Origin of the sequence: Phycicoccus sp. CSK15P-2, from assembly GCF_016888005.1 — a bacterium.
In the GTDB taxonomy this organism is placed as follows: domain Bacteria; phylum Actinomycetota; class Actinomycetes; order Actinomycetales; family Dermatophilaceae; genus Phycicoccus.
Genome location: NZ_JAFDVE010000013.1, coordinates 59527 through 83947 on the forward strand (window position 1 = coordinate 59527; position 24421 = coordinate 83947).

23 protein-coding genes are annotated in these 24421 nt (G+C 71.7%); 6 read left to right on the forward strand and 17 right to left on the reverse strand.

Annotation, left to right across the window (positions count from 1 at the left end):
* Nucleotides 1-125 precede the first annotated feature (125 nt).
* Together JQN72_RS08875 and JQN72_RS08880 are read left to right on the forward strand one after the other, a co-directional pair.
* Complete coding sequence (locus JQN72_RS08875) at nucleotides 126-3506, forward strand: pyruvate carboxylase (protein WP_204134818.1); 3381 nt, start codon at nucleotides 126-128, stop codon at nucleotides 3504-3506.
* Between the two features lie 107 nt (nucleotides 3507-3613).
* Entirely contained in the window at nucleotides 3614-3787 is a 174-nt protein-coding gene (locus JQN72_RS08880; protein WP_204134819.1) for a CsbD family protein, read from the forward strand.
* 48 nt (nucleotides 3788-3835) lie between these two features.
* Here JQN72_RS08880 and JQN72_RS08885 read toward each other — a convergent pair whose 3' ends face one another.
* From JQN72_RS08885 to ftsE, 5 genes are all read right to left on the reverse strand, one after another.
* Nucleotides 3836-5812, reverse strand: a complete 1977-nt coding sequence (locus JQN72_RS08885) for a DUF2207 domain-containing protein (RefSeq protein ID WP_204134820.1) — start codon at nucleotides 5810-5812, stop codon at nucleotides 3836-3838.
* A 3-nt stretch (nucleotides 5813-5815) separates the two neighbouring features.
* Nucleotides 5816-6295 carry an SsrA-binding protein SmpB gene (gene smpB, locus JQN72_RS08890; protein WP_204134821.1) on the reverse strand — a complete coding sequence of 160 codons (480 nt, stop codon included), beginning with the start codon at nucleotides 6293-6295 and terminating at the stop codon, nucleotides 5816-5818.
* A gap of 61 nt (nucleotides 6296-6356) precedes the next feature.
* Nucleotides 6357-7763, reverse strand: coding sequence for a M23 family metallopeptidase (locus tag JQN72_RS08895; RefSeq protein WP_204134822.1), 1407 nt, complete (start codon nucleotides 7761-7763; stop codon nucleotides 6357-6359).
* A gap of 115 nt (nucleotides 7764-7878) precedes the next feature.
* A complete protein-coding gene (gene ftsX / locus JQN72_RS08900) occupies nucleotides 7879-8784 on the reverse strand; it encodes a permease-like cell division protein FtsX (RefSeq protein WP_204134823.1) in 906 nt (301 codons plus the stop codon).
* 3 nt (nucleotides 8785-8787) lie between these two features.
* On the reverse strand, nucleotides 8788-9489 hold the full coding sequence (ftsE, locus tag JQN72_RS08905; RefSeq protein WP_204134824.1) for a cell division ATP-binding protein FtsE: 702 nt from the start codon (nucleotides 9487-9489) through the stop codon (nucleotides 8788-8790).
* A gap of 286 nt (nucleotides 9490-9775) precedes the next feature.
* Between ftsE and JQN72_RS08910 the strand changes: the two genes are divergently transcribed.
* Nucleotides 9776-11821, forward strand: a complete 2046-nt coding sequence (locus JQN72_RS08910) for a cell wall-binding repeat-containing protein (protein ID WP_204134825.1) — start codon at nucleotides 9776-9778, stop codon at nucleotides 11819-11821.
* A 276-nt stretch (nucleotides 11822-12097) separates the two neighbouring features.
* Here JQN72_RS08910 and prfB read toward each other — a convergent pair whose 3' ends face one another.
* Complete coding sequence (gene prfB / locus JQN72_RS08915; protein WP_204134826.1) at nucleotides 12098-13210, reverse strand: peptide chain release factor 2; 1113 nt, start codon at nucleotides 13208-13210, stop codon at nucleotides 12098-12100.
* A 169-nt stretch (nucleotides 13211-13379) separates the two neighbouring features.
* On the opposite strand from prfB, the gene JQN72_RS08920 reads away from it, so the two are divergent.
* From JQN72_RS08920 to JQN72_RS08930, 3 genes are all read left to right on the forward strand, one after another.
* Complete coding sequence (locus JQN72_RS08920) at nucleotides 13380-14729, forward strand: sugar ABC transporter substrate-binding protein (protein ID WP_204134827.1); 1350 nt, start codon at nucleotides 13380-13382, stop codon at nucleotides 14727-14729.
* Between the two features lie 46 nt (nucleotides 14730-14775).
* The gene (locus JQN72_RS08925) at nucleotides 14776-16608 is read left to right on the forward strand and encodes a cytosine permease (RefSeq protein WP_204134828.1); all 1833 of its coding nucleotides are present in this window, start codon (nucleotides 14776-14778) and stop codon (nucleotides 16606-16608) included.
* Between the two features lie 279 nt (nucleotides 16609-16887).
* A complete protein-coding gene (locus tag JQN72_RS08930) occupies nucleotides 16888-17211 on the forward strand; it encodes a helix-turn-helix domain-containing protein (RefSeq protein WP_204134829.1) in 324 nt (107 codons plus the stop codon).
* Between the two features lie 9 nt (nucleotides 17212-17220).
* Here the strand turns inward: JQN72_RS08930 and JQN72_RS08935 are convergent, their stop codons facing one another.
* The 11 genes from JQN72_RS08935 to JQN72_RS08985 form a co-directional block, all read right to left on the reverse strand.
* Nucleotides 17221-17847, reverse strand: a complete 627-nt coding sequence (locus JQN72_RS08935; protein ID WP_204134830.1) for a ClpP family protease — start codon at nucleotides 17845-17847, stop codon at nucleotides 17221-17223.
* Nucleotides 17844-18464, reverse strand: coding sequence for a ClpP family protease (locus JQN72_RS08940; protein ID WP_204134831.1), 621 nt, complete (start codon nucleotides 18462-18464; stop codon nucleotides 17844-17846). The genes JQN72_RS08935 and JQN72_RS08940 overlap by 4 nt, the downstream gene beginning before the upstream one ends.
* A 231-nt stretch (nucleotides 18465-18695) precedes the next feature.
* Nucleotides 18696-19163 (reverse strand): pilus assembly protein TadG-related protein, encoded by a 468-nt coding sequence (locus tag JQN72_RS08945; protein ID WP_307812547.1) that lies wholly within the window; start codon nucleotides 19161-19163, stop codon nucleotides 18696-18698.
* Nucleotides 19160-19603 carry a pilus assembly protein gene (locus tag JQN72_RS08950; RefSeq protein WP_204134832.1) on the reverse strand — a complete coding sequence of 148 codons (444 nt, stop codon included), beginning with the start codon at nucleotides 19601-19603 and terminating at the stop codon, nucleotides 19160-19162. The genes JQN72_RS08945 and JQN72_RS08950 overlap by 4 nt, the downstream gene beginning before the upstream one ends.
* Nucleotides 19600-19986 (reverse strand): pilus assembly protein, encoded by a 387-nt coding sequence (locus JQN72_RS08955; RefSeq protein WP_307812548.1) that lies wholly within the window; start codon nucleotides 19984-19986, stop codon nucleotides 19600-19602. The genes JQN72_RS08950 and JQN72_RS08955 overlap by 4 nt, the downstream gene beginning before the upstream one ends.
* Nucleotides 19987-19994: 8 nt before the next feature.
* Nucleotides 19995-20201: a hypothetical protein gene (locus JQN72_RS08960; RefSeq protein WP_204134866.1), complete on the reverse strand. Its 207-nt coding sequence runs from the start codon at nucleotides 20199-20201 to the stop codon at nucleotides 19995-19997.
* 20 nt (nucleotides 20202-20221) lie between these two features.
* Nucleotides 20222-21154 carry a type II secretion system F family protein gene (locus JQN72_RS08965; RefSeq protein ID WP_307812550.1) on the reverse strand — a complete coding sequence of 311 codons (933 nt, stop codon included), beginning with the start codon at nucleotides 21152-21154 and terminating at the stop codon, nucleotides 20222-20224.
* Entirely contained in the window at nucleotides 21151-22020 is an 870-nt protein-coding gene (locus JQN72_RS08970; RefSeq protein WP_204134833.1) for a type II secretion system F family protein, read from the reverse strand. Before JQN72_RS08970 ends, JQN72_RS08965 begins: the two co-directional genes overlap by 4 nt.
* Nucleotides 22017-23246: a CpaF family protein gene (locus tag JQN72_RS08975; RefSeq protein ID WP_204134834.1), complete on the reverse strand. Its 1230-nt coding sequence runs from the start codon at nucleotides 23244-23246 to the stop codon at nucleotides 22017-22019. Before JQN72_RS08975 ends, JQN72_RS08970 begins: the two co-directional genes overlap by 4 nt.
* Nucleotides 23247-23458: 212 nt before the next feature.
* The gene (locus JQN72_RS08980) at nucleotides 23459-23677 is read right to left on the reverse strand and encodes a hypothetical protein (RefSeq protein ID WP_204134835.1); all 219 of its coding nucleotides are present in this window, start codon (nucleotides 23675-23677) and stop codon (nucleotides 23459-23461) included.
* A 368-nt stretch (nucleotides 23678-24045) separates the two neighbouring features.
* On the reverse strand, nucleotides 24046-24354 hold the full coding sequence (locus JQN72_RS08985; protein ID WP_204134836.1) for a DUF1778 domain-containing protein: 309 nt from the start codon (nucleotides 24352-24354) through the stop codon (nucleotides 24046-24048).
* Between the last annotated feature and the right edge of the window lie 67 nt (nucleotides 24355-24421).

Below are 24421 nucleotides of genomic sequence, written 5' to 3' on the forward strand. Positions count from 1 at the left end.
CCGTTCGTCCGAGGCAGGACCGGCCGTCTCGGTGGACGGTCAGGTGGAGGGCGCGGAGCCGCCCGTGCGGGCGGTCTCACTAGGGTGGTCTCCCGTCCTCGCGTCGCCGACTCGGAGGTCCGTCCGTGTTCCAGAAGATCCTCGTCGCCAACCGCGGGGAGATCGCCGTCCGCGCCTTCCGCGCGGCGACCGAGCTCGGGGCCAAAACCGTCGCGGTCTTCCCCCACGAGGACCGAACGAGCGAGCATCGGCTGAAGGCCGACGAGTCGTACGAGATCGGCGAGGAGGGGCACCCCGTCCGGGCCTACCTGGACCACGAGAACATCGTCCGGGTCGCGGCCCTGTGCGGCGCGGACGCGGTGTACCCCGGCTACGGCTTCCTCTCCGAGAACCCCGACCTCGCCGAGGCCTGCGAGGCCCACGGCATCACCTTCATCGGCCCTCCGGCCTCGGCGCTGCACCTCGCGGGCAACAAGGCGCGGGCCATCGCGGCCGCGCGGGAGGCCGGGCTGCCGACGCTGCGCGGTGCCGAGCCGACGACAGACCTCGACGCCCTCACGACCGCGGCCGAGGAGATCGGCTTCCCGGTGTTCGTCAAGGCGGTCTCCGGGGGCGGCGGGCGCGGGATGCGCCGGGTCGACGGACCCGAGACGCTGCGCGATGCCCTCGAGTCGGCCCAGCGCGAGGCGGACGCCGCCTTCGGCGACCCGACCCTCTACCTCGAGGAGGCCGTCGTCCGGCCGCGGCACATCGAGGTCCAGGTCCTCGCGGACGCCGAGGGGCAGGTGCTGCACCTCTACGAGCGCGACTGCTCGGTGCAGCGGCGGCACCAGAAGGTCGTCGAGATCGCGCCGGCCCCGAACCTCGACCCCGACCTGCGCGCGAGCATCTGCGCCGACGCCGTCCGCTTCGCCCAGGCCATCGGGTACCGCAACGCGGGGACCGTCGAGTTCCTCCTCGGCGAGGACGGCCGCTACGTCTTCATCGAGATGAACCCGCGCATCCAGGTCGAGCACACGGTGACCGAGGAGGTCACCGACGTCGACCTCGTCGCGAGCCAGATGCGGATCGCCGCCGGAGCCACCCATGCCGACCTCGGGCTGCGCCAGGACGAGATCCGAACCCGGGGGGCGGCGCTGCAGTGCCGGATCACGACCGAGGACCCGGCCAACGGCTTCCGCCCGGACGCGGGGACCATCACCGTGTACCGGTCCGCGGGCGGCGGTGGCGTTCGGCTCGACGGCGGGACGGTGTTCGTCGGCGCGCAGGTCAGCCCGCACTTCGACTCGATGCTCGTCAAGCTCACCTGCCGCGGGCGCGACTTCGAGGCCGCGGTCCGCCGGGCCCGCCGGGCGCTGGCCGAGTTCCGCATCCGTGGCGTCTCGACGAACATCCCGTTCCTCGCCGGTGTGCTCGACGACCCGGCGTTCCGCCGCGGCGAGGCGACGACGTCGTTCATCGACGAGCGTCCGGAGCTGCTCGAGGCCCGTACCCCCGCCGACCGCGGCACCAAGCTCCTCCAGTACCTCGCGGACGTCACCGTCAACCAGCCGCACGGGCCGGCGCGCACCCACCTCGAGCCGCGGACCAAGCTGGCCGAGCTCGACACCGACGCACCCCTGCCCCCGGGCAGCCGCGACCTGCTGCAGCGGCTCGGGCCGGCCGGGTTCGCGGCGCAGCTGCGGGAGCGCACCGACGTCCCGGTCACCGACACGACGTTCCGGGACGCCCACCAGAGCCTCCTCGCGACCCGGATGCGCACCCGCGACCTCCTGCAGGTGGCCAGGCACGTCTCGCGGACGACGCCGCAGCTGCTGTCGGTCGAGGCGTGGGGCGGGGCCACGTACGACGTCGCGCTGCGCTTCCTCCACGAGGACCCGTGGGAGCGGCTGGCCCTGCTGCGCGAGGCGATGCCGAACGTCCCGCTGCAGATGCTGCTCCGCGGTCGGAACACCGTGGGCTACACGCCGTACCCCACCCGGGTGACCGACGCGTTTGTCCACGAGGCTGCGCGCACCGGGCTCGACATCTTCCGCATCTTCGACTCGCTCAACGACGTCGACCAGATGCGCCCCGCGGTCGACGCCGTGCTCGAGACCGGCACGGCCGTCGCCGAGGTGGCGCTCTGCTACACCGGCAACCTGATGGACCCGGGCGAGGACCTCTACACCCTCGACTACTACCTGCGGCTCGCCGAGGCGATCGTCGGCACCGGCGCGCACGTCCTGGCGATCAAGGACATGGCCGGGTTGCTGCGGGCCCCCGCGGCGCGCCGGCTCGTCACCGCACTGCGCGAGCGCTTCGACCTGCCGGTGCACCTGCACACCCACGACACCGCGGGCGGGCAGGTCGGGACGTTGCTCGCGGCGATCGACGCGGGTGTCGACGCCGTGGACGCCGCGACCGCCACGATGGCCGGGACGACGAGCCAGCCGAGCCTGTCGGCCCTCGTCGCCGCCACGGACGACACCGACCGGGAGACCGGCCTGGACATCGACGCCGTGTTCGCCCTCGAGCCGTACTGGGAGGCCGTACGCCAGGTCTACGCACCGTTCGAGTCGGGCCTGGCCTCCCCCACCGGGCGGGTGTACTTCCACGAGATCCCGGGCGGCCAGCTGTCCAACCTGCGCCAGCAGGCCATCGCGCTCGGCCTGGGCGACCGCTTCGAGGACATCGAGGACATGTACGCGGCGGCCAACCGCATCCTCGGCAACCTCGTCAAGGTCACCCCGTCCAGCAAGGTCGTCGGTGACCTCGCGCTCGCCCTCGTCGGCGCCGGGGCCGACCCGGCCGACTTCGAGGAGAACCCGACCTCCTACGACATCCCCGACTCGGTCATCGGCTTCCTCGAGGGTGAGCTCGGCGACCCGCCCGGCGGATGGCCGGAGCCGTTCCGGTCCAAGGCTCTCGAGGGGCGCAAGGCCAAGCCCCGGGTCACCGAGCTCACCGACGAGCAGGAGAAGGCGCTCGTCACGGACACCCGACGCACCCTGAACACCCTGCTCTTCCCGGGACCGACCGAGGAGTTCGAAGAGACCCGCGAGCTCTACGGCGACCTGTCCGTCCTCGGGACCACCGAGTTCCTCCACGGCCTGGAGTACGGCGAGGAGTACGAGGCGGAGATCGAGGCCGGCAAGCGCCTGCTCCTCGGCATCAGCTCCGTGGGCGAGGCCGACCGACAGGGGATGCGCACCGTGATGTGCACCCTGAACGGACAGTTCCGCCCGGTGCAGGTGCGTGACCGCTCGGTCGAGGTCGAGACCAAGGCCGCCGAGAAGGCCGACCCCTCGAACCCCGGTCACGTCGCCGCGCCGTTCGCCGGGGTCGTCACCCCCGCCGTGGCCGAGGGCGACACCGTCGAGCCCGGCGGCGTGGTCGCGACCATCGAGGCGATGAAGATGGAGGCCAACATCACCTCCCCCACCGGAGGCACCGTCGAGCGCCTCGCGATCGACGGCCACCAGCAGGTCGAAGGCGGCGACCTCGTCCTCGTCGTCTCGGGCTGAGCCGCACGATCGGCCCCGTTCGGTGCCGCCGCGGCCTACGGTGGAGGGACCGCACCCGGTCAAGAAGCGGCCCTGTGCGCCCGTCACCGCAGACGAAGGAGAACGCGATGGGTTTCGACGACAAGATCGAGAACGCCAAGATCGACGCCGAGGGCAAGACCAAGGAGGCCGCCGGGAAGGCGACCGACGACGAGCGGCTCGAGACCGAGGGCAAGTCCAAGCAGGCCGAGTCGGACATCCGCCAGGCCGGCGAGAAGGTCAAGGACGCCTTCAAGCACTGACCCGTCCGGCTGAGGCCGGCCCGGGGCCGGCCTCAGCCGGGAGCATGACTACCAGCTGCCGCCGGACGAGCCACCGCCACCGCCGCCGGAGAAGCCTCCGCCGGCGCTGAAGCCCGAGGTCCCGGAGGAGCCCGGTGTGGAGACCATCGTCCCGGCGGCCACGGTGGAGAAGGAGTCCATGCTCGCGGCGACGTCGCCGAACCCGCCGTCGTTCCACGAGCCCCCGTACCAGACCGGGACGCCGATCGTGTGCCCGGCCGCTGCGGCGGCGGCCGCGACGTCCTCGAACACCGCGGCCCACCGGTCCGCCACGCCGAAGACGATGGCGTACGGGAGGAACCGGCTGAAGACGTCCTGGGCCTCCTCCCAGCGGATCTGGTTGGCCTCGGCGGTGACGAGGTACTGCTGGAAGCCGCGGGACTGGGCGAGCACGGCCGATCCCTCGGCGGTTCTCGCCGCCATCCGCCGGCCGAGCGAGCGGATGACGAGACCGGTGGCGACGAGCCCGCCCGTCAGCACCCAGGTGGGCATCCCGGGGAACCCGACCACGCCGCTGAAGACGGACCCGAGGAAGACGGCCACCACCACGGAGACGACGACGCTGCCGAAGGCCAGCAGGGTGCCGAAGACCATCCAGCGGGCGCGCTGCTGCTCCGGGCTCGCGCGGAACCAGCCGCGCTCGGCCACCTCCTCGTACATGAGGCGCTGCACCGCCGCGAGCGTCGGCGCGAACCGGTTCTTCAGGCTGGACAGCCGGATGACCGAGCCCTCGGCGAACACGCCGTCGAGGAGCGCCTGCTCGTAGCCGCGCAACGGCACAGCCGTCGCCGGAGGAGCCGTGCGGGTCAGCGTCCAGTCGTCGGCCCGGAACCGGCCGGTGTCGTCCCGCCCGATCGTCAGGTACCCGCGGACCGCGAGGTCGACGATGGTCGCGCTGACGTCGACGACACCGGCGTCCTCGTCGATGATCGTGCCGACGAGCCCCGGCTGGACCCCTGCCGGTGGGGTGAACTGCACGGCTACGGTGGGGCGTGGCCCACCGACCACGACCGGCGTGCTCTCGCCGTACCCCGGGGAGAGGCCCGGGGTCAGGCCGGCGTACTGCTCGTCCCGGCCCCGGGTCCACACGAGCATCCCCATGCCCGCGGCGGCCAGCAGGGGCAGCAGCACGCCGGCGCCGATGAAGGCCCAGGAGACGAGCCGCTCGACGGCCGGGCTGAGCGGGCTGGCGGAGCTCGCCGTCGCGCTGCCCTCGCGAAGGTCCGGGGCGAGGTCGCCGAAGGCCTCGCGCGGGAAGGAGACCACCACCGTGGCTCCCTCCCGGGGCGCCAGGGGTGGGATGTCGAACCGGGCGACCGCCTCGGCCGTCCCGCTGCACTCGTCGTCGGCCCCGAACTCGCCGTAGAAGCAGGCGACGCGCAGGACGGGCGCCGGGCCGCCGACCTCGGCCTCGACGTCCTCGTGGGGGACGTCGTTCGAGGTGTCGAGGACGTCGAAGCTGACCTCGGCGGTGCCGTCCCCGATGTCGTTGACGAGGTGGGCCAACCGGTAGCTGACGATGTAGTGCGCGGTGCCGGTGACGGTCTGCGTCGGGCTGCCGATACGGATCTTGCGGGACGCGCCGAAGTCCTCGACGAGGATGTCGGTCGGGGCCCCGGACGGGGAGGTGACCTCGACACCGGAGAGCTCGTAGTAGCGGTACCGCGCCTCGCTGTCGCGGTAGCCGGCACGCACCCGCACCGAGCGGTAGATGCCGTGCCGCTCCTCGCCCGCGGGGAAGCGCCAGACGATGTCCTCGGTGACGAGCACCGAGCCGTCCGCCTGGGCCTCGATCGTCGTGTGCAGCTGCTCGGCCGCCTCCTCCTGCGGCTCGGCGGCCGCCCCCCACGAGGTGAGCCCGGGCGGGTCGGCTGCCGCGGGTGCCGCCGAGACCGGGACGGCGGTGCCGAGGAGCGAGAGGAGCGCCCCGACGAGGGGGACCAGGACGAGGGCCACCGGCCGGCGCACGCCGGCCCCGACGACCATGTGTCAGTCCTCGCCGCGGCGGCGGGCCGCGATGGCTCGGTCGGCGTCGCGGCGGTCCTGCCGCTCGCGCAGGGCGTGCCGCTTGTCGTACGCCTTCTTGCCGGTGACGACGGCGAGCTCGACCTTGGCCCGGCCGTCCGAGAAGTACAACGACAGCGGCACGACGGTGCGGCCGGTCTCGCGCGTCGCGGCGGCGATCTTGTCGAGCTCGCGGCGGTGCAGCAGGAGCTTGCGGCGGCGCCGCGGGGTGTGGTTGGTCCAGGTCCCGCTCACGTACTCGGGGATGTGCACGCCCTCGAGCCAGAGCTCGCCGTCGCGGTCGAACCCGGCCCAGCCGTCGACGAGCGAGGCGCGCCCCATCCGCAGCGCCTTGACCTCGGTGCCCATGAGGACGAGCCCCGCCTCGTAGGTGTCCTCGACGTGGTAGTCGTGACGGGCCTTGCGGTTGCTCGCGACGAGCTTCTTCCCGGAGTCCTTGGCCACGGGCAGGAGGGTACCTGCCCGGCCGGTCCTGCCGTGGACCGGCCGCCCGCGGCGGGCCTGTTCAGCCGAGCGTGCTCAGCCAGCGCCGGGGGTCCGAGAACCCGCCGTTGACGAGGGTCTCGAAGTGGAGGTGGCAGCCCGTGGACGTCCCGGTGGTGCCGACGTAGCCGATGCGCGTGCCCTTCGACACCCAGCCGCCACCGACCGAGATGCTGGACAGGTGGTTGTAGGTCGACGCGAGACCCGAACCGCCTTTGAGGCCGTGGTCGATGACGACGCGGTTGCCGTACCCGCCTCCGTAGCCGGCCATGATGACGGTGCCGGACGCCGCGGCGTACACGGGGGTGCCGCAGTTGGCGGCGTAGTCACGGCCGGAGTGCAGCTTCCAGTACTTGTACAGCGGGTGGTACCGCATGCCGTACTCGGAGCTGACCCAGCCCGAGTTGACGGGCCGGGCGAGGACTCCCCCGGACGACGAGCCGCCGCCCCCGCCACTACTTCCCCCGCCACTGCTTCCCCCGCCGCTGCTCGAACCGCTGCTCCCGGAGGAGGACTGCCCCGCCTTCTTGCGGCGCGCGGCGTCAGCGGCGGCCTTCCTCTTCGCGGCAGCGGCCGCGCGGCGGCGCGCCTCGGCGGCGCGCTGCTCGAGGATCTTCTGGAGGCGCTGCTGCTCGGACTTCATCGACTCGAGCTGCTTCTTGTCGGCCGCGAGCTGGTCCTCGTAGGACTGGGCCTGCTGCCTCTGGCTGGCGGCGAGGGCCTCGAGGTCGGCCTTGGCCTTGTCGGCCTGCTTCCGGGCGTCCTCGGCCTTGGCGTAGGCGGCCTCGGCGGCCTTCTTCTTGCGGACCGAGTCGGCGCGCAGGGCCGAGAGGTGGTCCTCGATGGCGGTGAGGTTCGCCTGCTCGGTCGTCAGCCGGTCCATCGTGCGGTTCTGGACGTCGAGCACGGTGTCGACCATCGCGATGCGGTCGGCGAACTGCTGCGGCTCGGTGCTCGAGAGCGCGACGTCGAGCTGGCCGAAGCCCTGCTCCTGGTAGATCTGCGCGGCGAACTGGGCGATCCGGACGCGTCCGGCCGCGACCTCGTCGGTCGCCTGCTCCAGCTCGTCCTCGGCCTTGGCCTCGTTGGCCTGGGCGACCTCGAGCTCCTGGACGGCGGCGGCGCGGGCCTGCTCGGCGGCCTGGGCAGCCTGCTGGGCCTTCTCGAGGACCTCCTGGGCAGCCGGCAGCTTGGCCTTCGTGGCCTTGAGGTTCTCGTAGGCCTGCGACAGGGCGGCGCTCGTGTCGTCGAGGTGGTCCTCGAGCTTGTCGATCTTGCGGTCGACCGTGCGCTTCTGGCTGCCGGGGTCGGGGGCGCCCTGGGCGGGAAGCGAGGACCCGGCGACGAGACCGGCGGTGCAGAGGACGGCGGCAACGGCCCCGCCCAGACGTCGCGGGGCACGGGTGAGCGCAAGGTCACGACGTCCCATAGTTCACATTGGTAACACGAACCACAGGCGATGTCCCGGCAAACGGCCGAAGATGGCCCGAACGGAGGACCCCTGCGGTACAGCCCGTCCTCAGGGGACGAGACGCACCGCCGGGTCAGACGCGCAGGTACCGACGCAGAGTGACCAGGCTCGTCGCGACGGCGATGAGCACGACGCCACCGACGATCCACGGCGCGAGGAGCCAGACGTCGGACACCCCGATGAAGGCCTGGGACAGCGCGATCTTACTGGCGCCCTCGGTGAAGACGTACTTGGTCAGGCCGGCAAGTAGCCCAACGGCCAGTCCTGCACCGACCACAGAGACGATGAGCATCTCGACGATGAAGGGCATCCGGATCGTCCAGTTCGACGCGCCGACGAGCCGCATGATCCCGATCTCACGGCGCCGGATGAAGGCCGCCTGGCGGATGGTCGTCGCCATGAGCAGCGCGGCGCAGGCGGCCATCAGCGCCGCGAGCGCGACGGCGAAGACCGTGATCGCCGTGATGATCGAGAAGAACTTCGAGAGCACCTTCTCCTGGTCCTGGACGACCGCGACGCCGGGGGCGTTCTCGAACTGGGTCGTGACGTTCTTGAACTTGGTCGGGTCGTCGAGCTGCACGCGCAGGCTCTGCGGGATGTCGCCCACCTGGACGTTGCCCGCGACCGGGCTGTTGCGGAACTGCTCCTTGAAGCGGTCGTAGGCCTCCTGCTCGGACTCGTAGAAGACCTGCTTGACCTCCGGCAGCTCCTCGAGCTGGGCGCGCAGGGCGTCCCGCTGGGCCTCGGTGACCGCCTGGCTCTCGCAGTTCGGCTGCAGGGAGTCGACGGTGCACAGGTAGATGGAGACCTGGATCCGGTCGTACCAGTAGCCCTTCATCGTGTCGGCCTGGCGCTGGGCGAGCAGACCGAGCCCGAGGAGGAACATCGACACCATCGTCACGAGGACGACCGAGACGGCCATCGAGACGTTGCGGCGCAGGCCGGACCCGACCTCGGAGGAGAGGAATCGCAGCTGCACGGCTCAGGCCTCCTCGGCCGACGCGGGGTGGTAGGAGGCCTCCTGCTCGTCGCGGACCAGGCGTCCGTCCTCGAGCTGGATCACCCTCCGGCGGAGGTCGTTGACGATGTCGTGGTCGTGGGTGGCCATGACGACGGTGGTCCCGGTGCGGTTGATCCGCTCGAGGAGCCGGACGATCTCGAGGCTGATCCTCTGGTCGAGGTTCCCCGTGGGCTCGTCGCACAGGAGGATCTGCGGCCGGTTGACCACGGCGCGGGCGATGGCCACGCGCTGCTGCTCACCACCGGACAGCTGGTGCGGGAAGCGTTTCTCCTTGCCGGCGAGGCCCACCATCTCGAGGGTCTCGGGGACGAGCTGGCGGATGGCGTGCCGCGGCTTGCCGATGACCTGGAGGGCGTAGGCGACGTTCTCGTGGATCGTCTTGTTCGGCAGCAGCCGGAAGTCCTGGAAGACCGCACCCATCTCGCGGCGCAGCCGCGGCACCTGGCGCATCGGCATCGTGCGCAGGTCGTGCCCGGCGACGAGGACGAGCCCGTTCGTCGCGGCCTCCTCGCGGAGCGCGAGCCGGAGCATCGTCGACTTCCCGGAGCCGGAGGGTCCGACGACGAAGACGAACTCGCCTCGGTCGATGTCGACCGAGACGTCGTCGACGGCCGCGCGGGTGGACCGGGGGTAGACCTTCGTGACGTTCTCGAAGCGGATCATGCGGAGGGGAGCGCCTCTTCGGCTCGGGTGCAGGGACCGCGGGCGAGCGCGGCTCTACGAGGATAGGCCGGTGACCGGGAGAACCCGGCGAGCCCCAGGCCATCGGCGGGTTGTCCCGCGCGGGAGGGCTGAACGTTGCGAGTTGTCGCAATGACCCGCGCGCCCGGCGGATCTTCCGGTTACGCTTCTCGCGCCCTGGACCCCCGCACCCGGGACCGAGGGCTCCCGCCACGCGACGCCCCTGTCCGTCGTGGCGCGTCGGAGTCGTGGTCAAGAAAGGACCCTCGTGCAACGTTTCCGTCCCCTCCTCGCCCTGCTTGCGGGCATCGCCGGTGCGGCCCTCGTGCCAGCCACCGGCGCCGCAGCTGCTCCCCACACGTTGCCCCCGTCGCCGGACAGTGGCTCGGCCAAGAGCGCCCCGTCGGCGCGCGCTCTGCTCGAGGCCGGGCTCGAGCGCAGCGGGCATGCCGCGTCCAACGAGGCCGAGGCCCAGCCCGCCTCATCCTTGTACGTCTCCGACGGCCTCGCGTCGTGGAACGTACCCGTGAACAGCAGCGGCGTCCCCAGCGGCTCGCCGGTGAAGTCCACGGCGCGCACCGACGTCGTCGTCGGCCCCGCCGGTGACGCCATGGCGTACCGGATCCCCGGGTCGTCCACGGTCAAGGTGTCCGCCATCGGTGCCAGCTCCACGGTGACGTACGACGAGTCCGAGGTTCCGGTCGGCTGGGCGCCCTTCGGCGACGGCTTCACGACCCGCAAGGCCGGGGCGCTCACGGCCCAGGCCACGAACCCGTGGATGTCCGCCGAGCTCGTGGCCCCCGATGGTGCCACGGACGCCGCGGTCTCCCCGTACGGCGGCTCCGCGGTCGTACGCGCTCCGGGCGGCTCGGGCACCCAGCTGTCCGTCGTTCCGACCCCGTTCTTCTCCACGACCGGGACCTCCGGGGGGACCATCGGGCTGTCCGAGTACACCCCTGGCCTGCCGACCCTCGCGCAGGAGCCGGGAGCCGGGGCGTTCCCGGGCGACGACGGCGCCACCTTCCTCGCGTTCGAGGGCACCGACCCGAAGAACGCCACGGAACACCACCTCTACGTCGACCACCAGGACGGTGGCGGCGCCGGTGGCACGACGTACACGAACCCGGTCGTGGTCGCGGAGGCCGGCGCCCGATGTGACGCCGCTGCGCCGGCGTTCGACCCCACGCGTAAGCTCCTCGCCTATGTCAAGGCCGTCGGCACCACACCGTCGAGCTGCTCGAAGTTCGAGGTCCGGGTCAAGCGCGCCGGCAGCGACAACCGGTTCGCCTCGAGCGACTCCGAGGTCCTCGTGTGGTCCGGGGCGTCGGGTGCTCCGGCCCCCACCGTCCTGTCGTGGGGTGCCAAAAACCCCACCGCCACCGAGATCCGCGTCGGCGGTGCGAACCGCTACGAGGTCGCCTACTTCACCTCCCTCTTCTACGAAGAGAACGAGTCCGACGCGGTGGTCCTCGCCGGGGGCAAGGCCTACGCCGACGCCCTGGCCGGAGGCCCTCTGGCCGTGGCCTCGAAGGGCCCGAGCCTGCTGACGCCGTCCTCCTCCCTGCACCCCGCGGCACGCGCCGCGATCGAGGAGACGCTCAAGCCGGGAGGCACGGTCTACATCCTCGGTGGAACGGTGTCGGTGTCCAACACCGTCAAGGACGACCTCGTGCGCGCCGGGTACAAGGTCACCCGCCTCGCGGGTGACGACCGGTACGAGGTCGCGGTCAACGTGGCCAAGGAGCTGGACAGGCTGCGCGGCAGGAAGCCCACCACCGCGTTCGTCTCCTCCGGCACGGCCTTCGCCGACGCGCTCGTCGCCGGCCCGCCGGCGGCCCAGCTCGACGCCCCGGTGCTGCTCTCCAACCGCTCGAAGCTCCCCGGAGTCACGAAGGCGTACCTCGACTCGCTCAGTGCGGACGCGGACATCTTCGCCATCGGCGGCAGTGGTGCCCAGTCGGTCATCGAGGACGACCGCACCACGGTCATCGGCGGTGACAACCGGTACGAGGTCGCGAGCAACGTGCTCGACTCGTTCTTCCCCGCCAGCTGGGTCGGGGCCATCGCCGACGGCCGCAACTGGCCGGACGCCGTCTCGGGTGGCGCGTTCATGGGACTGCTTGGTGAGCCGATCCTGCTCACCAACGGCTACAGCACCCTCCCGGACCCCACCCAGTCCCGGCTGCTGCGCTCACGTGCCTCGCTCGACTACATGTTCGCCTTCGGCGGGCCGAAGTCGGTCGCGGACGGCGCCTTGGAGAACGCGGTTAAGGCCGCGGGCGACCAGACGACGTACTTCGGGGCGGACGGCTAGTCACAGCCACCGCTCACGCACGACCGCTGGTCCCGGGGCCCTCTCGCCCCGGGACCAGTGGGTTTCGCAGGTGGCGAGTGCGCGGACGGAGAGCAGGCTCCTGCGCGTCTCCTCGGCGGGCCTGCGCGCGGGTCGGCCGAAGCGGTGGCGACGAGGACGGCTCCGTCATCCGGCGCCCGGACCCCTTCGGCGATCGCGCCGTCCCGGCGGGGGCGCGGCCCGGGCGTCCCCAGGCGCGGCGTCGGGGCGCGAGGGCCCCGGGAGGCCGCTGCCTGCTCAGGCCTCGGCCTTCTCCTGGGCCTTGCGCCACCGGATGCCGGCCTCGATGAAGTCGTCGATGTCGCCGTCGAAGACCTTGTCGGGGTTGCCGACCTCGTGCTCGGTGCGCAGGTCCTTGACCATCTGGTACGGCTGGAGGACGTAGGAGCGCATCTGGTCGCCCCAGCTGGCCTTGATGTCGCCGGCGAGCTCCTTGCGCTCGGCGGCCTCCTCGGCCTTCTTGAGCAGGAGCAGCCGGGACTGCATGACGCGCAGCGCCGCGGCCCGGTTCTGGATCTGGCTCTTCTCGTTCTGCATCGAGACGACGAGCCCGGTGGGCAGGTGGGTCATCCGGACGGCGGAGTCGGTGGTGTTGACCGACTGTCCGCCCGGGCCGCTGGAGCGGAAGACGTCGACCTTGAGGTCGTTCTCGGGGATGTCGATGGAGTCGGTGCCCTCGATGAGCGGGACGACCTCGACGGCGGCGAAGCTGGTCTGGCGGCGGCCCTGGTTGTCGAACGGGCTGATCCGGACGAGACGGTGGGTGCCGCCCTCGACGGACAGGTTGCCGTAGGCGTACGGCACGTTGACCTCGAAGGTCGCGGACTTCAGCCCGGCCTCCTCGGCGTACGAGGTGTCCATGACCTTCGTCGGGTGGCCGTGCCGCTCGGCCCAGCGCAGGTACATCCGCATGAGCATCTCGGCGAAGTCCGCGGCGTCCACTCCCCCGGCGCCGGCACGGATGGTGACGACCGCCTCCCGGGCGTCGTACTCGCCGGAGAGGAGGGTGCGGACCTCGAGGTTGGCGACGGCCTTCCGCAGGGACGTGAGCTCGCGCTCGGCCTCGGCCATCGTCTCGGCGTCGTCCTCCTCCTGGGCCATCTCGACGAGGACCTCGAGGTCGTCGACGCGCTGGTCCATGCCGGTGACGCGCTCGTGCTCGGCCTTGGCGCGGGACAGCCCGGAGGTCACCTGCTGGGCACGCTCCTGGTCGTCCCAGAGCGAGGGGTCGGCGGCCTGCTGCTCGAGGTCGTGGATCTGCTGCTCGAGGGCCGCGAGGTCGGTGACCTCCCGGACCGTCGACATCGTGGTGCGCAGGTCCTTGATCTCCTGGGTGAAGTCGGTGGCCACGAGGGGCAAGCCTACGCGAGCACCGGGACCGGCCCGGCCGCCGCCGGGAGGGCGTCCCCACTCCGGTTGCGACCCCACGTGACCGGGGTCACAGTGGGGGGTACTGGTCCCCTTCCCGGGGGTCGACAACGACGTCGACAGGGCCTCGGCCCGAGGGTGGGTGAGTCGGATGGCCACACGACAACGGGCCGTGGCGGCGGCCGGACTGGCAGGCGTGCTGCTCGCGACGGCGTCCTGCGCCTCCCAGGACGAGCCCGGGGAGGACGAGGGCTCCGGGACGACCCTGCGGATCGCCACCGTCGAGAACCGCGACCTCGTCCGCCTGCGGGAGCTGTCGCAGGCGTACACGTCCGAGCACCCGGGCGTCACCCTCGAGTGGGACACGCTCGAGGAGGGCCGGCTGCGCCAGCAGGTGATGACCGACATCGCCACCCAGGGCGGGCGCTACGACATCGTGACGATCGGGACGTACGAGGCGCCGATCTGGGCCGAGCGGGAGTGGCTGCGCCCGCTCGACGCCCTGCCGGCCGACTACGCCGAGGACGACCTCCTGCCGACCGTGCGCGAAGCGCTCTCGCACGACGGAACCCTCTACGCCGCACCGTTCTACGGCGAGTCCGCCATCACGATGTACCGCACGGACCTGTTCGAGCAGGCGGGGCTCACGATGCCGGACTCCCCCACGTGGGACGACATCGCCGGGGCGGCGGAGCGGCTCGACCAGGGCGACGTCAACGGCATCTGCCTGCGCGGACGCCCCGGCTGGGGCGAGAACGTCGCACTCCTCACCGCGATGGCCAACGCGGAGGGCGGCCGCTGGTTCACCGAGGACTGGACGCCCGACCTGCGCACCGGCGCGTGGACGACGGCGCTGCAGCGGTACGCGGACCTCCTCACCGAGCACGGGCCGGACGACGCCACGAGCCTCGGCTACACCGACGTGCTCTCGCTCTTCCAGGAGGGCAGGTGCGCGATCTGGGTGGACGCCTCGGTCGCGGGCTCGGCGCTCGTCGACCCGCAGTCCTCGCAGGTGGCCGACTCGGTCGGCTTCGCGCTGGCGCCCGACGCCGGGCAGTCGGTGCGCAGCAGCTGGCTGTGGTCGTGGGCGCTGGCCGTCCCGGAGAGCTCCGACGATGCCGGGCCGGCCCAGGAGTTCGTCACCTGGGCGACGTCGACGGAGTACACCGACCTCGTCGCGCGGTCCGACGGCTGGGCCAACGTGCCGCCGGGGACCCGTACCTCGCTCTACGAGAACGAGGAGTACCGCGAGGCGGCACCGTTCGCGGACGCGACGTTCGCCTCGATCGAGGAGTCCGACCCCGAGCAGCCGACGACCCAGCCGGTCCCCTACACCGGCATCCAGTACGTGTCGATCCCCTCGTTCCCGAGCATCGGCACCGCCGTCGGCAACCGCGTCGCCGCGGTCCTCGACGGGTCCGTCACCGTCGAGCAGGCCCTCGAGGACGCCCAGTGGGTGACCGAGAAGGTCATCGCCCAGTCCGAGCGCACCGAGGACTGAACCACCGCATCCGCCCGCCGACCTCGCGTCCCCCGAGGAGGACACCATGGCCACAGCCGGCTTCGCCCCCGACACCCCGCTCGAGGAGATCGACGACGAGCAGCTGCCCGTCGCGCCGCACAAACGGCACGGGCTCGGGCACTTCCTCGGGCTGTACGCGGCGGAGCACGTGGCCGCGACCGAGTTCGTCATCGGTGCGACGTTCGTCGGGCTCGGCGCCGACATCACCGACATCCTCGTCGGCCTGCTCATCGGCAACGCGCTCGCGGTGCTCAGCTTCACGCTCGTCACCTCGCCGATCGCCACGCGCACCCGGATGAGCCTGTTCGGCTACCTCGAGCGGTTCGGCGGGGACACCGTCGCGAAGTTCTACAACGGCGCGAACGTCGTCATCTTCAGCGCGATCTCGGCGGCGATGATCACGGTGTCGGCGACGGCGGTGCGCGCGCTCTTCGACATCCCACCGCAGGAGAAGGCGTACCCGACGAGCTTCCTGTTCGTCGTCGTCGCGGTGGCTGTGGGCGTGATCGTCGTCCTCGTCGCGGCGTTCGGCTTCAACGCGCTCACCGAGTTCGCCGGCATCTGCGCGCCGTGGCTCATGGTGATGTTCACCGTGGGCGGGATGGTGCTCATCCCGTCGCTCGCGCAGACCGTCACGGGCTACACCGAGCTGCGCAGCTTCCAGGACTTCGTCGACATCGCGGGGTCGAGCGTGTTCACCGGGACGAACGCCGAGGGCGAGCCGGGCATCGGCATCTGGGAGGTCATCGGGTTCGCCTGGGCGGCCAACACGTTCGCGCACTTCGGGCTCATCGACATGGCGCTGCTGCGGTACGCGAAGAAGCCGTCGTACGGCCTCGCGACGAGCACGGGGATGATGTTCGGCCACTACGTGGCGTGGATCTCGGCGGGCCTCATGGGTGCGGCGACGGCAGCGACGATGGAGATCAGCATCATGGTGGCCGAGCCGGGTGACGTGGCGTTCTACGCGCTGGGGCTCTCGGGGTTCGTCATCGTCATCGTCGCGGGGTGGACGACGGCGAACTCCAACCTGTACCGGGCCGGGCTGGCGGCACAGGCGCTGCTGCCGAGGATGCCGCGGTGGCGGGTGACGATGCTCGTCGGGCTCGGGGTGGTGTTCGCGAGCCTGTTCCCGTTCGTCTACCGGAGCATGCTGCCGCTGCTCACGTACGCGGGGCTCATCCTCGTGCCGGTGGGCGGGATGGCGCTGGCCGAGCACTGGGTGCTGCCGCGGTTCGGGATGACGCAGTACTGGGCGCAGTACAAGGGGCTGCGGACCAACGTGCCGGCGATCGTCACGTGGGGCGTGTGCCTGGCGTTCGGGTTCGGGCTGGACGTCCTCGATGTCATGCCGTTCTACTACCTGTTCCTGCCGACGTGGGCGCTGTCGGTCGTGCTGTACACGGTGCTGGCGCGGCGGTTCGGGGCCGGGGACGACTTCAGCGAGCAGGTGTCGAAGGAGGTGGCGTTCCAGCGGCGGGTGACCGAGTTCCAGGCCGAGCAGGCCAAGCGGGAGCCGCACGACCACGCCCCGGACCGCCGGCCGCTCACGTTGGCGATCCGCGCGGTGTGGCTCGTCGTCGGGCTGGTCGTGCCGTTCGTGCTCGGGTGGCGGGTGATGTTCGCCAGCCCGGACCTGTTCGAGTACTTCCTCAACCGCGAGATGTTCTACGCGGTGACGATCTGGTGCACGGTCGTGTACTTCGCGTTCGCGTGGTGGGACCTGCAGCGCGGCAAGCAGTGGCGGCGCTCGCAGGCGCCGTCGGACGGCGGGCCGGACACCGACGAGGTGACCCCGGAGGACGAGACCCCAGCGCCTGCCGAGGCGCGTTCACGCTCCCGCCAGACCGTCGGCTGACGTGGCGTCCGCACCATCCATCACCAAGGACATCGCCAGATCCCTCTTCGTGTGGTTCCCCCCGAATCGTGGAGGGCTTCTCTATGCGGCTTCCCGGTCGGGGGAACCACAATCAGCAGTCGCGTGAACATGCCGTCCACAGGTATTGACTATTGCTCTCGAGGATGCCGCGCTGGCGGGTGACGGCGCTCGTCGCAGGGCCGCCGGCCCAGGCCGCTCTGCACTCTGCTGTCGGCAGAACGCTGCACCCGTCGCCGGAGATGGGTCTACCGTCGGGCCATGAGCACCGTCGTCCCGCTGCATCGTCCGGTCTCATCCACCTCGCCTGCCCGGGCAGAGCCGCTGTGGCGCGAGGCGGTGGGGACAGAGCTGCGCCGCGAGCGCGCCGAACGGGCCGAACGTCTCGTCGACGTCGCGGACCGCGCCGGCGTGTCGGTGCAGTACCTCTCCGAGATCGAGCGTGGCCGCAAGGAGGCGTCCTCCGAGGTGTTGGCCGCCGTCGCCGGCGCCCTCGACCTCACGGTCGCCGAGCTGGCCGGCCGCACCTCGACACGTCTAGGGCGCCCAAGCGCGCCGAACGGCACCGTACGGCTGGCTGCCTGAGACACGGCATCATCCTGCTGCCGTCCGCGGCGGGACGACGGAGTCCACCATGCCGTACTCCACGGCCGCCTCCGGCGTCAGGACGAGGTCGCGTTCGGTGTCCTCACGCACCTGTTGCCGGCTTCGCCCGGTGTGCCGGGCGAGCAGCTCCTCCTGCATCGTCCTGACCCGCTCCACCTCGTCGGCCTCGAGGATGAGGTCCGGGATCGTGCCGCGGCCCTCCGCCGCGGGAGCGTGGACGACGATCCTGGCGTGGGGGAGGATCTGCCGGTAGCCGGGTGCGCCACCCGCCAGGAGCACCGCGGCACTCGCCACCGCCTGACCGACGCACGTGGTCTCGACCCGCGCCCGTACGTACTGCATCGCGTCGTAGATCGCGAGCGTCGCGGGGATCTGGCCGCCGGGCGAGTTGACGTACAGGCTGATGGGCTCGTCCGGCCGGTCCGTCTCCAAGTGGAGCAGCTGGGCGATCGTGGCGTTCGCTACACCGTCGTCGATGGGCGTCCCGACGTAGACGATGCGGTCTGCGAGCAGCCGACTGTAGACGTCGACAGTGCGCTCGCCCTGCGGGGTCCGGGTCGTGACGTACGGGATGGTGTAGCTGCTCGTGACCGGCAGTCTCGAGTGCTCGCTCATCGAACGCCCCCCAGGCCGACCACGCGCCGGCCGTCCGGCAGCACGTCCTCGATCCCGCCCACCACGGCGTCGACGAAGCCGTACTCGAGCGCCTCGTGCGCGCTGAACCAGCGGTCGCGGCGAGAGTCCCGCTCCACCGTCGCCCGGTCCTGGCCGGTGTCCTCGGCGATGAGCCCGATGACGGTGTCCCGGGTCTCGCGCAGGTCCTCGGCCTGGATGGCGATGTCCATCGCCGTCCCGCCGATGCCTGCCGAGCCCTGGTGCAGCAACACCTTGGAGTGGGCCATGGCGAATCTCTTGCCCTTCGTGCCCGAGGACAGGAGGAACTGCCCGGCGCTGTAGGCCATCCCGAGGTTGACGGTGCGCACGTCATTGGGGACGGCCCGCATGCAGTCACGGATGGCGAGCATCCCGGGGACGGAGCCGCCGGGAGAGTTGACGAGCAAGTGGATGTCCGCTCTCGGGTCATCCAGCGAGAGGAGCAGCAGCCCGTTGCAGATGCGGTTGCTGTTCCAGTCCTCCAGCGGCTCGCCGAGCAGCAGCACCCTGCGGTCGAAGAGTCGTCGGCTCAGCTCGGTGTCGAGAGAGCGGTCACGGTGAGGTCGGTCGTCGTCCATGCCGACCACGATGCGCGCACAAGAGGGCCGGGCGGAAGCAGATCCTGCTGTGGGCGGATCTGCCCACAGCGGAGCGTCACAGGGTGGCGTCCGTCAACGCCTCGGGTTCCACCCGAACAGCGTCCCTGCGGTATCGGAGCGTCTCTCGGGTGGCGTCGGGGACGCAGTGGCGGGCGGGGCGTCATCCGACCGCGCAGCGGCAGGTGGTCGTGTCGGAGACAAGACGACAGGTCAGGGTTGGACGACGTCGGAGCGGGCGCGGGACTCCACCCGGATGGTGATGCTCACCCCGAGGTCACGCAACAGGCCACCGACCATCGGCAGCTGGGCCTGGCCGGTCAGGGCGACCACTGCGGTCCGACCGTCCGGTGTCCCGGTCCCCGGGGCGAGCCCCCACGCCACGACCGAGCGTGGCCGCTGCTCCCGGGCGAGGTACTCCGCCGCCCGGGCCCGCACCGAGGCATCGCTGAGCGGCACCGACTCCCCCACCCCACCCCGGTAGGCGCCCTCGTCCAGCGCGTTCGCCGCCGACAGCGCGGCGCCGTCGGCGGCGTCGAGCAGGCGCATCCGGGACAGGTGCGCCGACGTGACCGCCACACCACCCGCGACGAGCATCATCGCGATGAGCGTCAGCCCGAGGATGTAGATGCTGATCGTCCCCCGCTCGTCCCGACGGGATCCCGCTGCCGGGGAGGTCACGGCAGGCTCCGGAACCGGTCGACCGTCGACACGTGCGAGGCGGACACCGGGATGGTCAGAGGCACCGCGTCGGCGAAGAACGCCGGCACCAGCGGCAGCGGCACCCGCACCGTCGCCGTGGTGCGCACCTGCCCGCCCGGGCGCAGGCACGGGCTGCCGTCGCACGCGATCTCGACCCGCCCGATGTCGCCGAACCGCTGGTCCTCGAACGAGATCCGCGCCGCCGAGTGCGCGCGGGCCGCGGCGTCCTCACCGGCGTCGGCGGTGACGAACGCCCGCCCCGACTCGCGGGCCGCCTGGCTCACCGCGAACGCCCCCGCCTGCACCCGGCCCAAACACATCACGAGATAGACGAGCGGCACGAGCATCAGCACCCCGAGGGACACGAACTCCACGACGGCGCTGCCCCGCTCGTCCCGGCGCACCAGTGGGCGGGTCACTGGTCCTCCGCGAAGGCCCGGCCCACGACGTCGAGCCGACCCTCCGGGCCGAACAGCCCGAGCACCGGCACCGGGGCGACGACCCGCACCTCGACGACCCGAACTCCCCCGACGACCGTCTCGCGCGAGCTGACAGACCGCGAGTAGCGCGGCGAGAGCGAGGCGCTGACGAGCTCCTGGGTGCGCGCGACCGCGGCACCGGGCACCGCATCAGCGCGCGCCCCGTACCGCGCCCCTTCGGAGGCGCACGACACGAGCGTGTTGCGGGCGTGCAGCGCCAGACCGAGCTGCAGCACGGCGAGGAAGAGCGCGATGAGGAGCACGGACACCATCGAGAAGTCGACGACGGCCGCGCCCGCCTCGTCGCGGCGGGCGTCCGACACGAGCGTCGTCAGCCGACGGTGCTCATGGCCCGCTGGAACATCCGGACCAGCTCGTCCTGCGCCACGGTGAGAAGCGCCGCGACGAGCAGCGCGGTCATCAGGGTGATGAGCACCCAGCCGGGGACGTCGCCCCGTTCCGGGCGGCGTGGCGCTCCGAGGGCGAGACGCAGAGCGGCCTGGTGGCACCGACGGGCGAGAGTACGCGTCGAGGTCATCGTGGGTTCCTTTCGATCGGTCACAGCGTGAAGCGGAAGAGGCTGAAGCCCGGGTAGACGGCGAAGAGGACGGTGACCGGCAGGATGAGGAAGACGACCGGCACCATCATCGCGATCTCCTTGCGACCGCCCGCCTCCATGAGGCTGCGCCGGCCCTCCTCCCGGACGTCCTGGGCCTGAGCGCGGAGCACGTCGGCGAGCGGAGTGCCGCGCTGCACCGCGACGACGACGCCGTCGACGAAGCGGCGCAGGCTGGGCAGGCCGGTGCGGTCGGCCAGCCCCTGGAGCGCGGACGGCAGGTTGGCGCCGGCGCGGGCATCGGCCAGGCAGCGGCGCAGCTCGGCCGCGAGCTCACCCTGCGACAGGCGGCAGACCCGCTCCAGCGCGCCGACCGCACCCTCACCGGCGCCGACGGCGAGCGCGAGCAGCTCGGCGACCGTGGGGAACTCGGCGAGCATCCTGCGCTCCCGCCGGTTGGCGCGGGCGGACAGCAGGTAGTCGGCCCCGGTCAGGCCGAGCGCGAAGCCGATGCCGGTCATGAGCAGGACGACGACGACCGAGGTGCCACGCGACACCGCCCCGAGCGTGCCGAGCGAGGCGGCGCCGACGGCCCCGAGCACGCCCCACAGGACCTGCTCGGCCCGGAAGCGGTCGACGTCCGGTGCGTCCCCGGCGCGCAGCTGGCGGCTGCGCACCGACGCAGCCCCGCCGAGCACTCGCTCCACACCGACGGCGAGCTCCCGCACGAGGGGCACGGCGACGATACGGACGAGACCCGAGTGCTCCGGGCCGTCACCGAGCAACCGGGACGGCCGAGGGGTGTCGCGCAGGTAGGGCAGGACCCGGTCGGCGAGGCCGTGCCGCCGGTTGCGGGGCAGGCCGCGCCACACCATGAGCAGGCCGAGCCCCGCGACGAAACCGAGCAGGGCGCCTTCACGGACGAGCCCGCTCACCGCAGCACCCGCCGCTCCTCGGGCAGCCGCCCGATCCGCATCATGACCCAGTAGGCCAGCCCGGTGACGGCGGCGCCTGCCGCGAGGACCGCCGCACCGAGGGCCGTCGAGTACGCCGCGACCGACCGCGGGTTGGACGACAGCAGCGCGAGGATGAGCCACGGCGCCGCGACGGCGAGCCGGGCCGCGTTGACCGTCCAGGACTGGCGCGTCTCGAGCTCCGCGCGGGTGCGGGCGTCCTCCCGCAGGAAGGTGGAGAGCGTGCGCAGCAGGCGCCCGAGGTCGCTGCCCCCGACCTCGCGGGCGATCCGCAGGCTCTCGACCAGCCGGTCGCCGACGGGGTCGCTGAGCCGCTCCTTGAGCCGGTCGAGGCAGTCCGCGAACCGCCCGGTGAGCCGGTAGTCGTCGGCGAACTGGCGGAACGGATCGCGCAGCTCCTCCGGCCCACGCTCCCCCAGCTGGGCCAGGGCCTCGGGCAGAGCGAGCCCGGCCCGGACCGCCGAGGTGATGTTGTCGACGGCCTCGGGCCACAGGTCACGCAGCACGGCACGGCGGGCTCGAGCACGACGCCGGACGACGCCGATCGGCACGCCGCCGGCGATCGTTGCGAAGCACACGGCGATGGGCAGGACGCCGATGGTCAGCTGGACGATCGCCAGGACGAGGAGGAACGCGAGCACGCACGCGACGAGGAGCGTCCGGACCGACAGGCCGGCGAACCCGGCCTGGACGACCTCGTCGGAGAGCCTGCTGATCGGCCCGCCCCGGCGGCCCGGGCGCGGCTCGTCGGGCGTCGGGACCCACATGCTCCACCAGACGAGGAACAGGCCCACCCCCACCCCGAGGCCTACGAGCAGCCCGCTCACGACGGCCCCTGCGCCAGCAGGGCGGCGACGTCGTACCCCGCCCGCTCGAACCGGTCGACGTGCGGCGGGAAGCCGTCGGCCCGCACGAGGTGGTCACCCCGGCGGACGAACAGCTCGGCGATCTCGACGACGTCCTCCTCGGCACGACCCGGGACCGCCGCGATCTCGCGCACCACCCGGCGCCCGTCCCGCTCCAGCGCCGCGTGGACGACGAGGTCGATCGAGGACGCGACCGTCGGCACGACGAAGCGCGCCGACACGTTCTCGCCCGCCAGCAGCGGCAGCGTGCACATCTTCGTCACGGCCTCGCGGGCACTGTTGGCGTGGATCGTGCACATCCCGGGCAGGCCCGAGTTGAGGGCGATGAGGAGGTCGAGGCTCTCGGCCTGCCGGACCTCGCCGACGATGATCCGCGATGGCCGCATCCGCAGCGCCTCCTTGACGAGCCGGCGCAGCGGGATCTCACCGGTCCCCTCCAGCGAGGGCTGGCGGCACTGCATCGCCGCGACGTCGCGGTGCGGGATGCGCAGCTCGAAGACCTCCTCGCACGTCACGACTCGCTCCCGCGCCGGGATGGCCGACGCCAGACAGTTGAGCATCGTCGTCTTGCCCGCCTGGGTCCCGCCCGCGACGAGGATGTTCAGGCCCGCCGCCACCGCGGCCTCGAGGAACCGCGCCGCCTGCGCGCTCATCGTGCCCAGCCGCACGAGGTCCTCCATCGAGTCGGCCTTGACGACGAACTTGCGGATGTTGACGTACCAGTGGTCCCGCGTGATGTCCGGGATCGCCACGTGCAACCGGCTGCCATCGGCCAACACGGCGTCGACGAACGGAGTCGACAGGTCGACCCGACGCCCGGACGCCTTGAGCATCCGCTCCACGAGGTCACGCACCTGGTCGTGGGTGAGCAGCGTCGTCGTCAGCTCCGATACGCCGTCCCGCGCGACGAACACCCGCGACGGCTCGTTGACCCAGATCTCCTCGACCCGCGGGTCGTCGAAGTACTGCTGCAACGGCCCGTAGCCGACAACGCTGTCCCACACCGCCTTCGACGCCGTCTCGACGTCCTCGAGCACCGGCATCCCACCGGACATCGACCGCTCGTCGTAGTCGGACACCGCGTCCTTGACCAGGCGGCGCACCGCGCCCTCGTCCCGGACCGGGTCGAGCCCCGAGCGCCGGATGAGCTCACGGACCTCGCCCTCCAGTGTGCGCACGGCATCCACGCGCGTCCCTCTCGTTCTCGGCCGCCCTCCCTCTGAGCCGCCCCTGCACGTCCAACCCAACACCACGAGGCGCTCGAACGCACTCATGTGTCCACCACCCTGTGGACAACCCACCCTGTGACCATTCCCACAGCCGGGGGCAGCGATGTCGTCGAGCACGGAGCTCCGCCATCAGCCCAGGCTCGACGGAGTCGAAGTAGCGGCACGTCGAGCTACGGCGAGCGCGCCTCCTCGAGGGCCTTCGCGATACTCGAGGTCTTGGCGACCAGACGCCGGTGACGCTCGTACAGCCCGGTCTCGGGGTCCACACCCTCATCCAGGGGTCCGGCCGGTGTGAACCCGTGGTCGGCGTACATCCGGGCCACCGCGTACCGCTCCGCGTCGATCACGAGGAACCTGCTGGGGATGTCACCGGTGGCCGCGGCGACCATCTGCCTCAGAGCGTGAGACAGCAGCCACCCTCCTTCACGCCCTCCGCGCAAGTGAGAGCCCAGGGTCAGCCGTGCCAGGAGATAGGCGGGTGTAGGAGCTCGGGCGCCACCTCGTAGACCTCTGGAGGCGAAGTCATCCGCCTCGATCATGGTGAGCGCCAGGGCGAAGTACCCCAGGACCGGCGTCCGGTCCCGGGCCGCGGCATCGTCGGAGTCGACCAACAGGAAGGTGGACGCAGTACGTCGACGGCAGGCATCCACCGCCACGTTCGACAGCCACGAGTCGTAGGACTCGTCACCACACGAGAAAGCCCCCAGGTCGTACCCGGGAGCCTTCTCCGGCGTGAGCCTGACGAGGTGTCGAGAGGTCACCTCACGTCGAGGTCCGGCGCGCCTCGCATCGCCTCGACCAGGGCCGGCATCGGATCCGGGGTGTCGATGGTCGCCATCATGTGGTCGAAGAGCTCGGCATCCATGAGCGTCCTGTCCGCGCGCGCCACGACCCGGGCTGCGGCATCGTGCAGGACCTCTCTGGCCCAGGCACTCTTGCTGACGCCCAGGATCTCGGCAGCCACCTCGATGTCGTCGGCCGTCGTCATGTCCAGCCGGAGGGTGAGGCTGCGGTGCTTGGCCGAACGCAGGGCACGTGCGTCCCGGTCCTGCTGGGTCGTAGCCATCGACGTCCTCCCCTCTCACAGTCCGACTCTTACGGGCTGACCGATGTCCTGCACCCAGCGTATGACA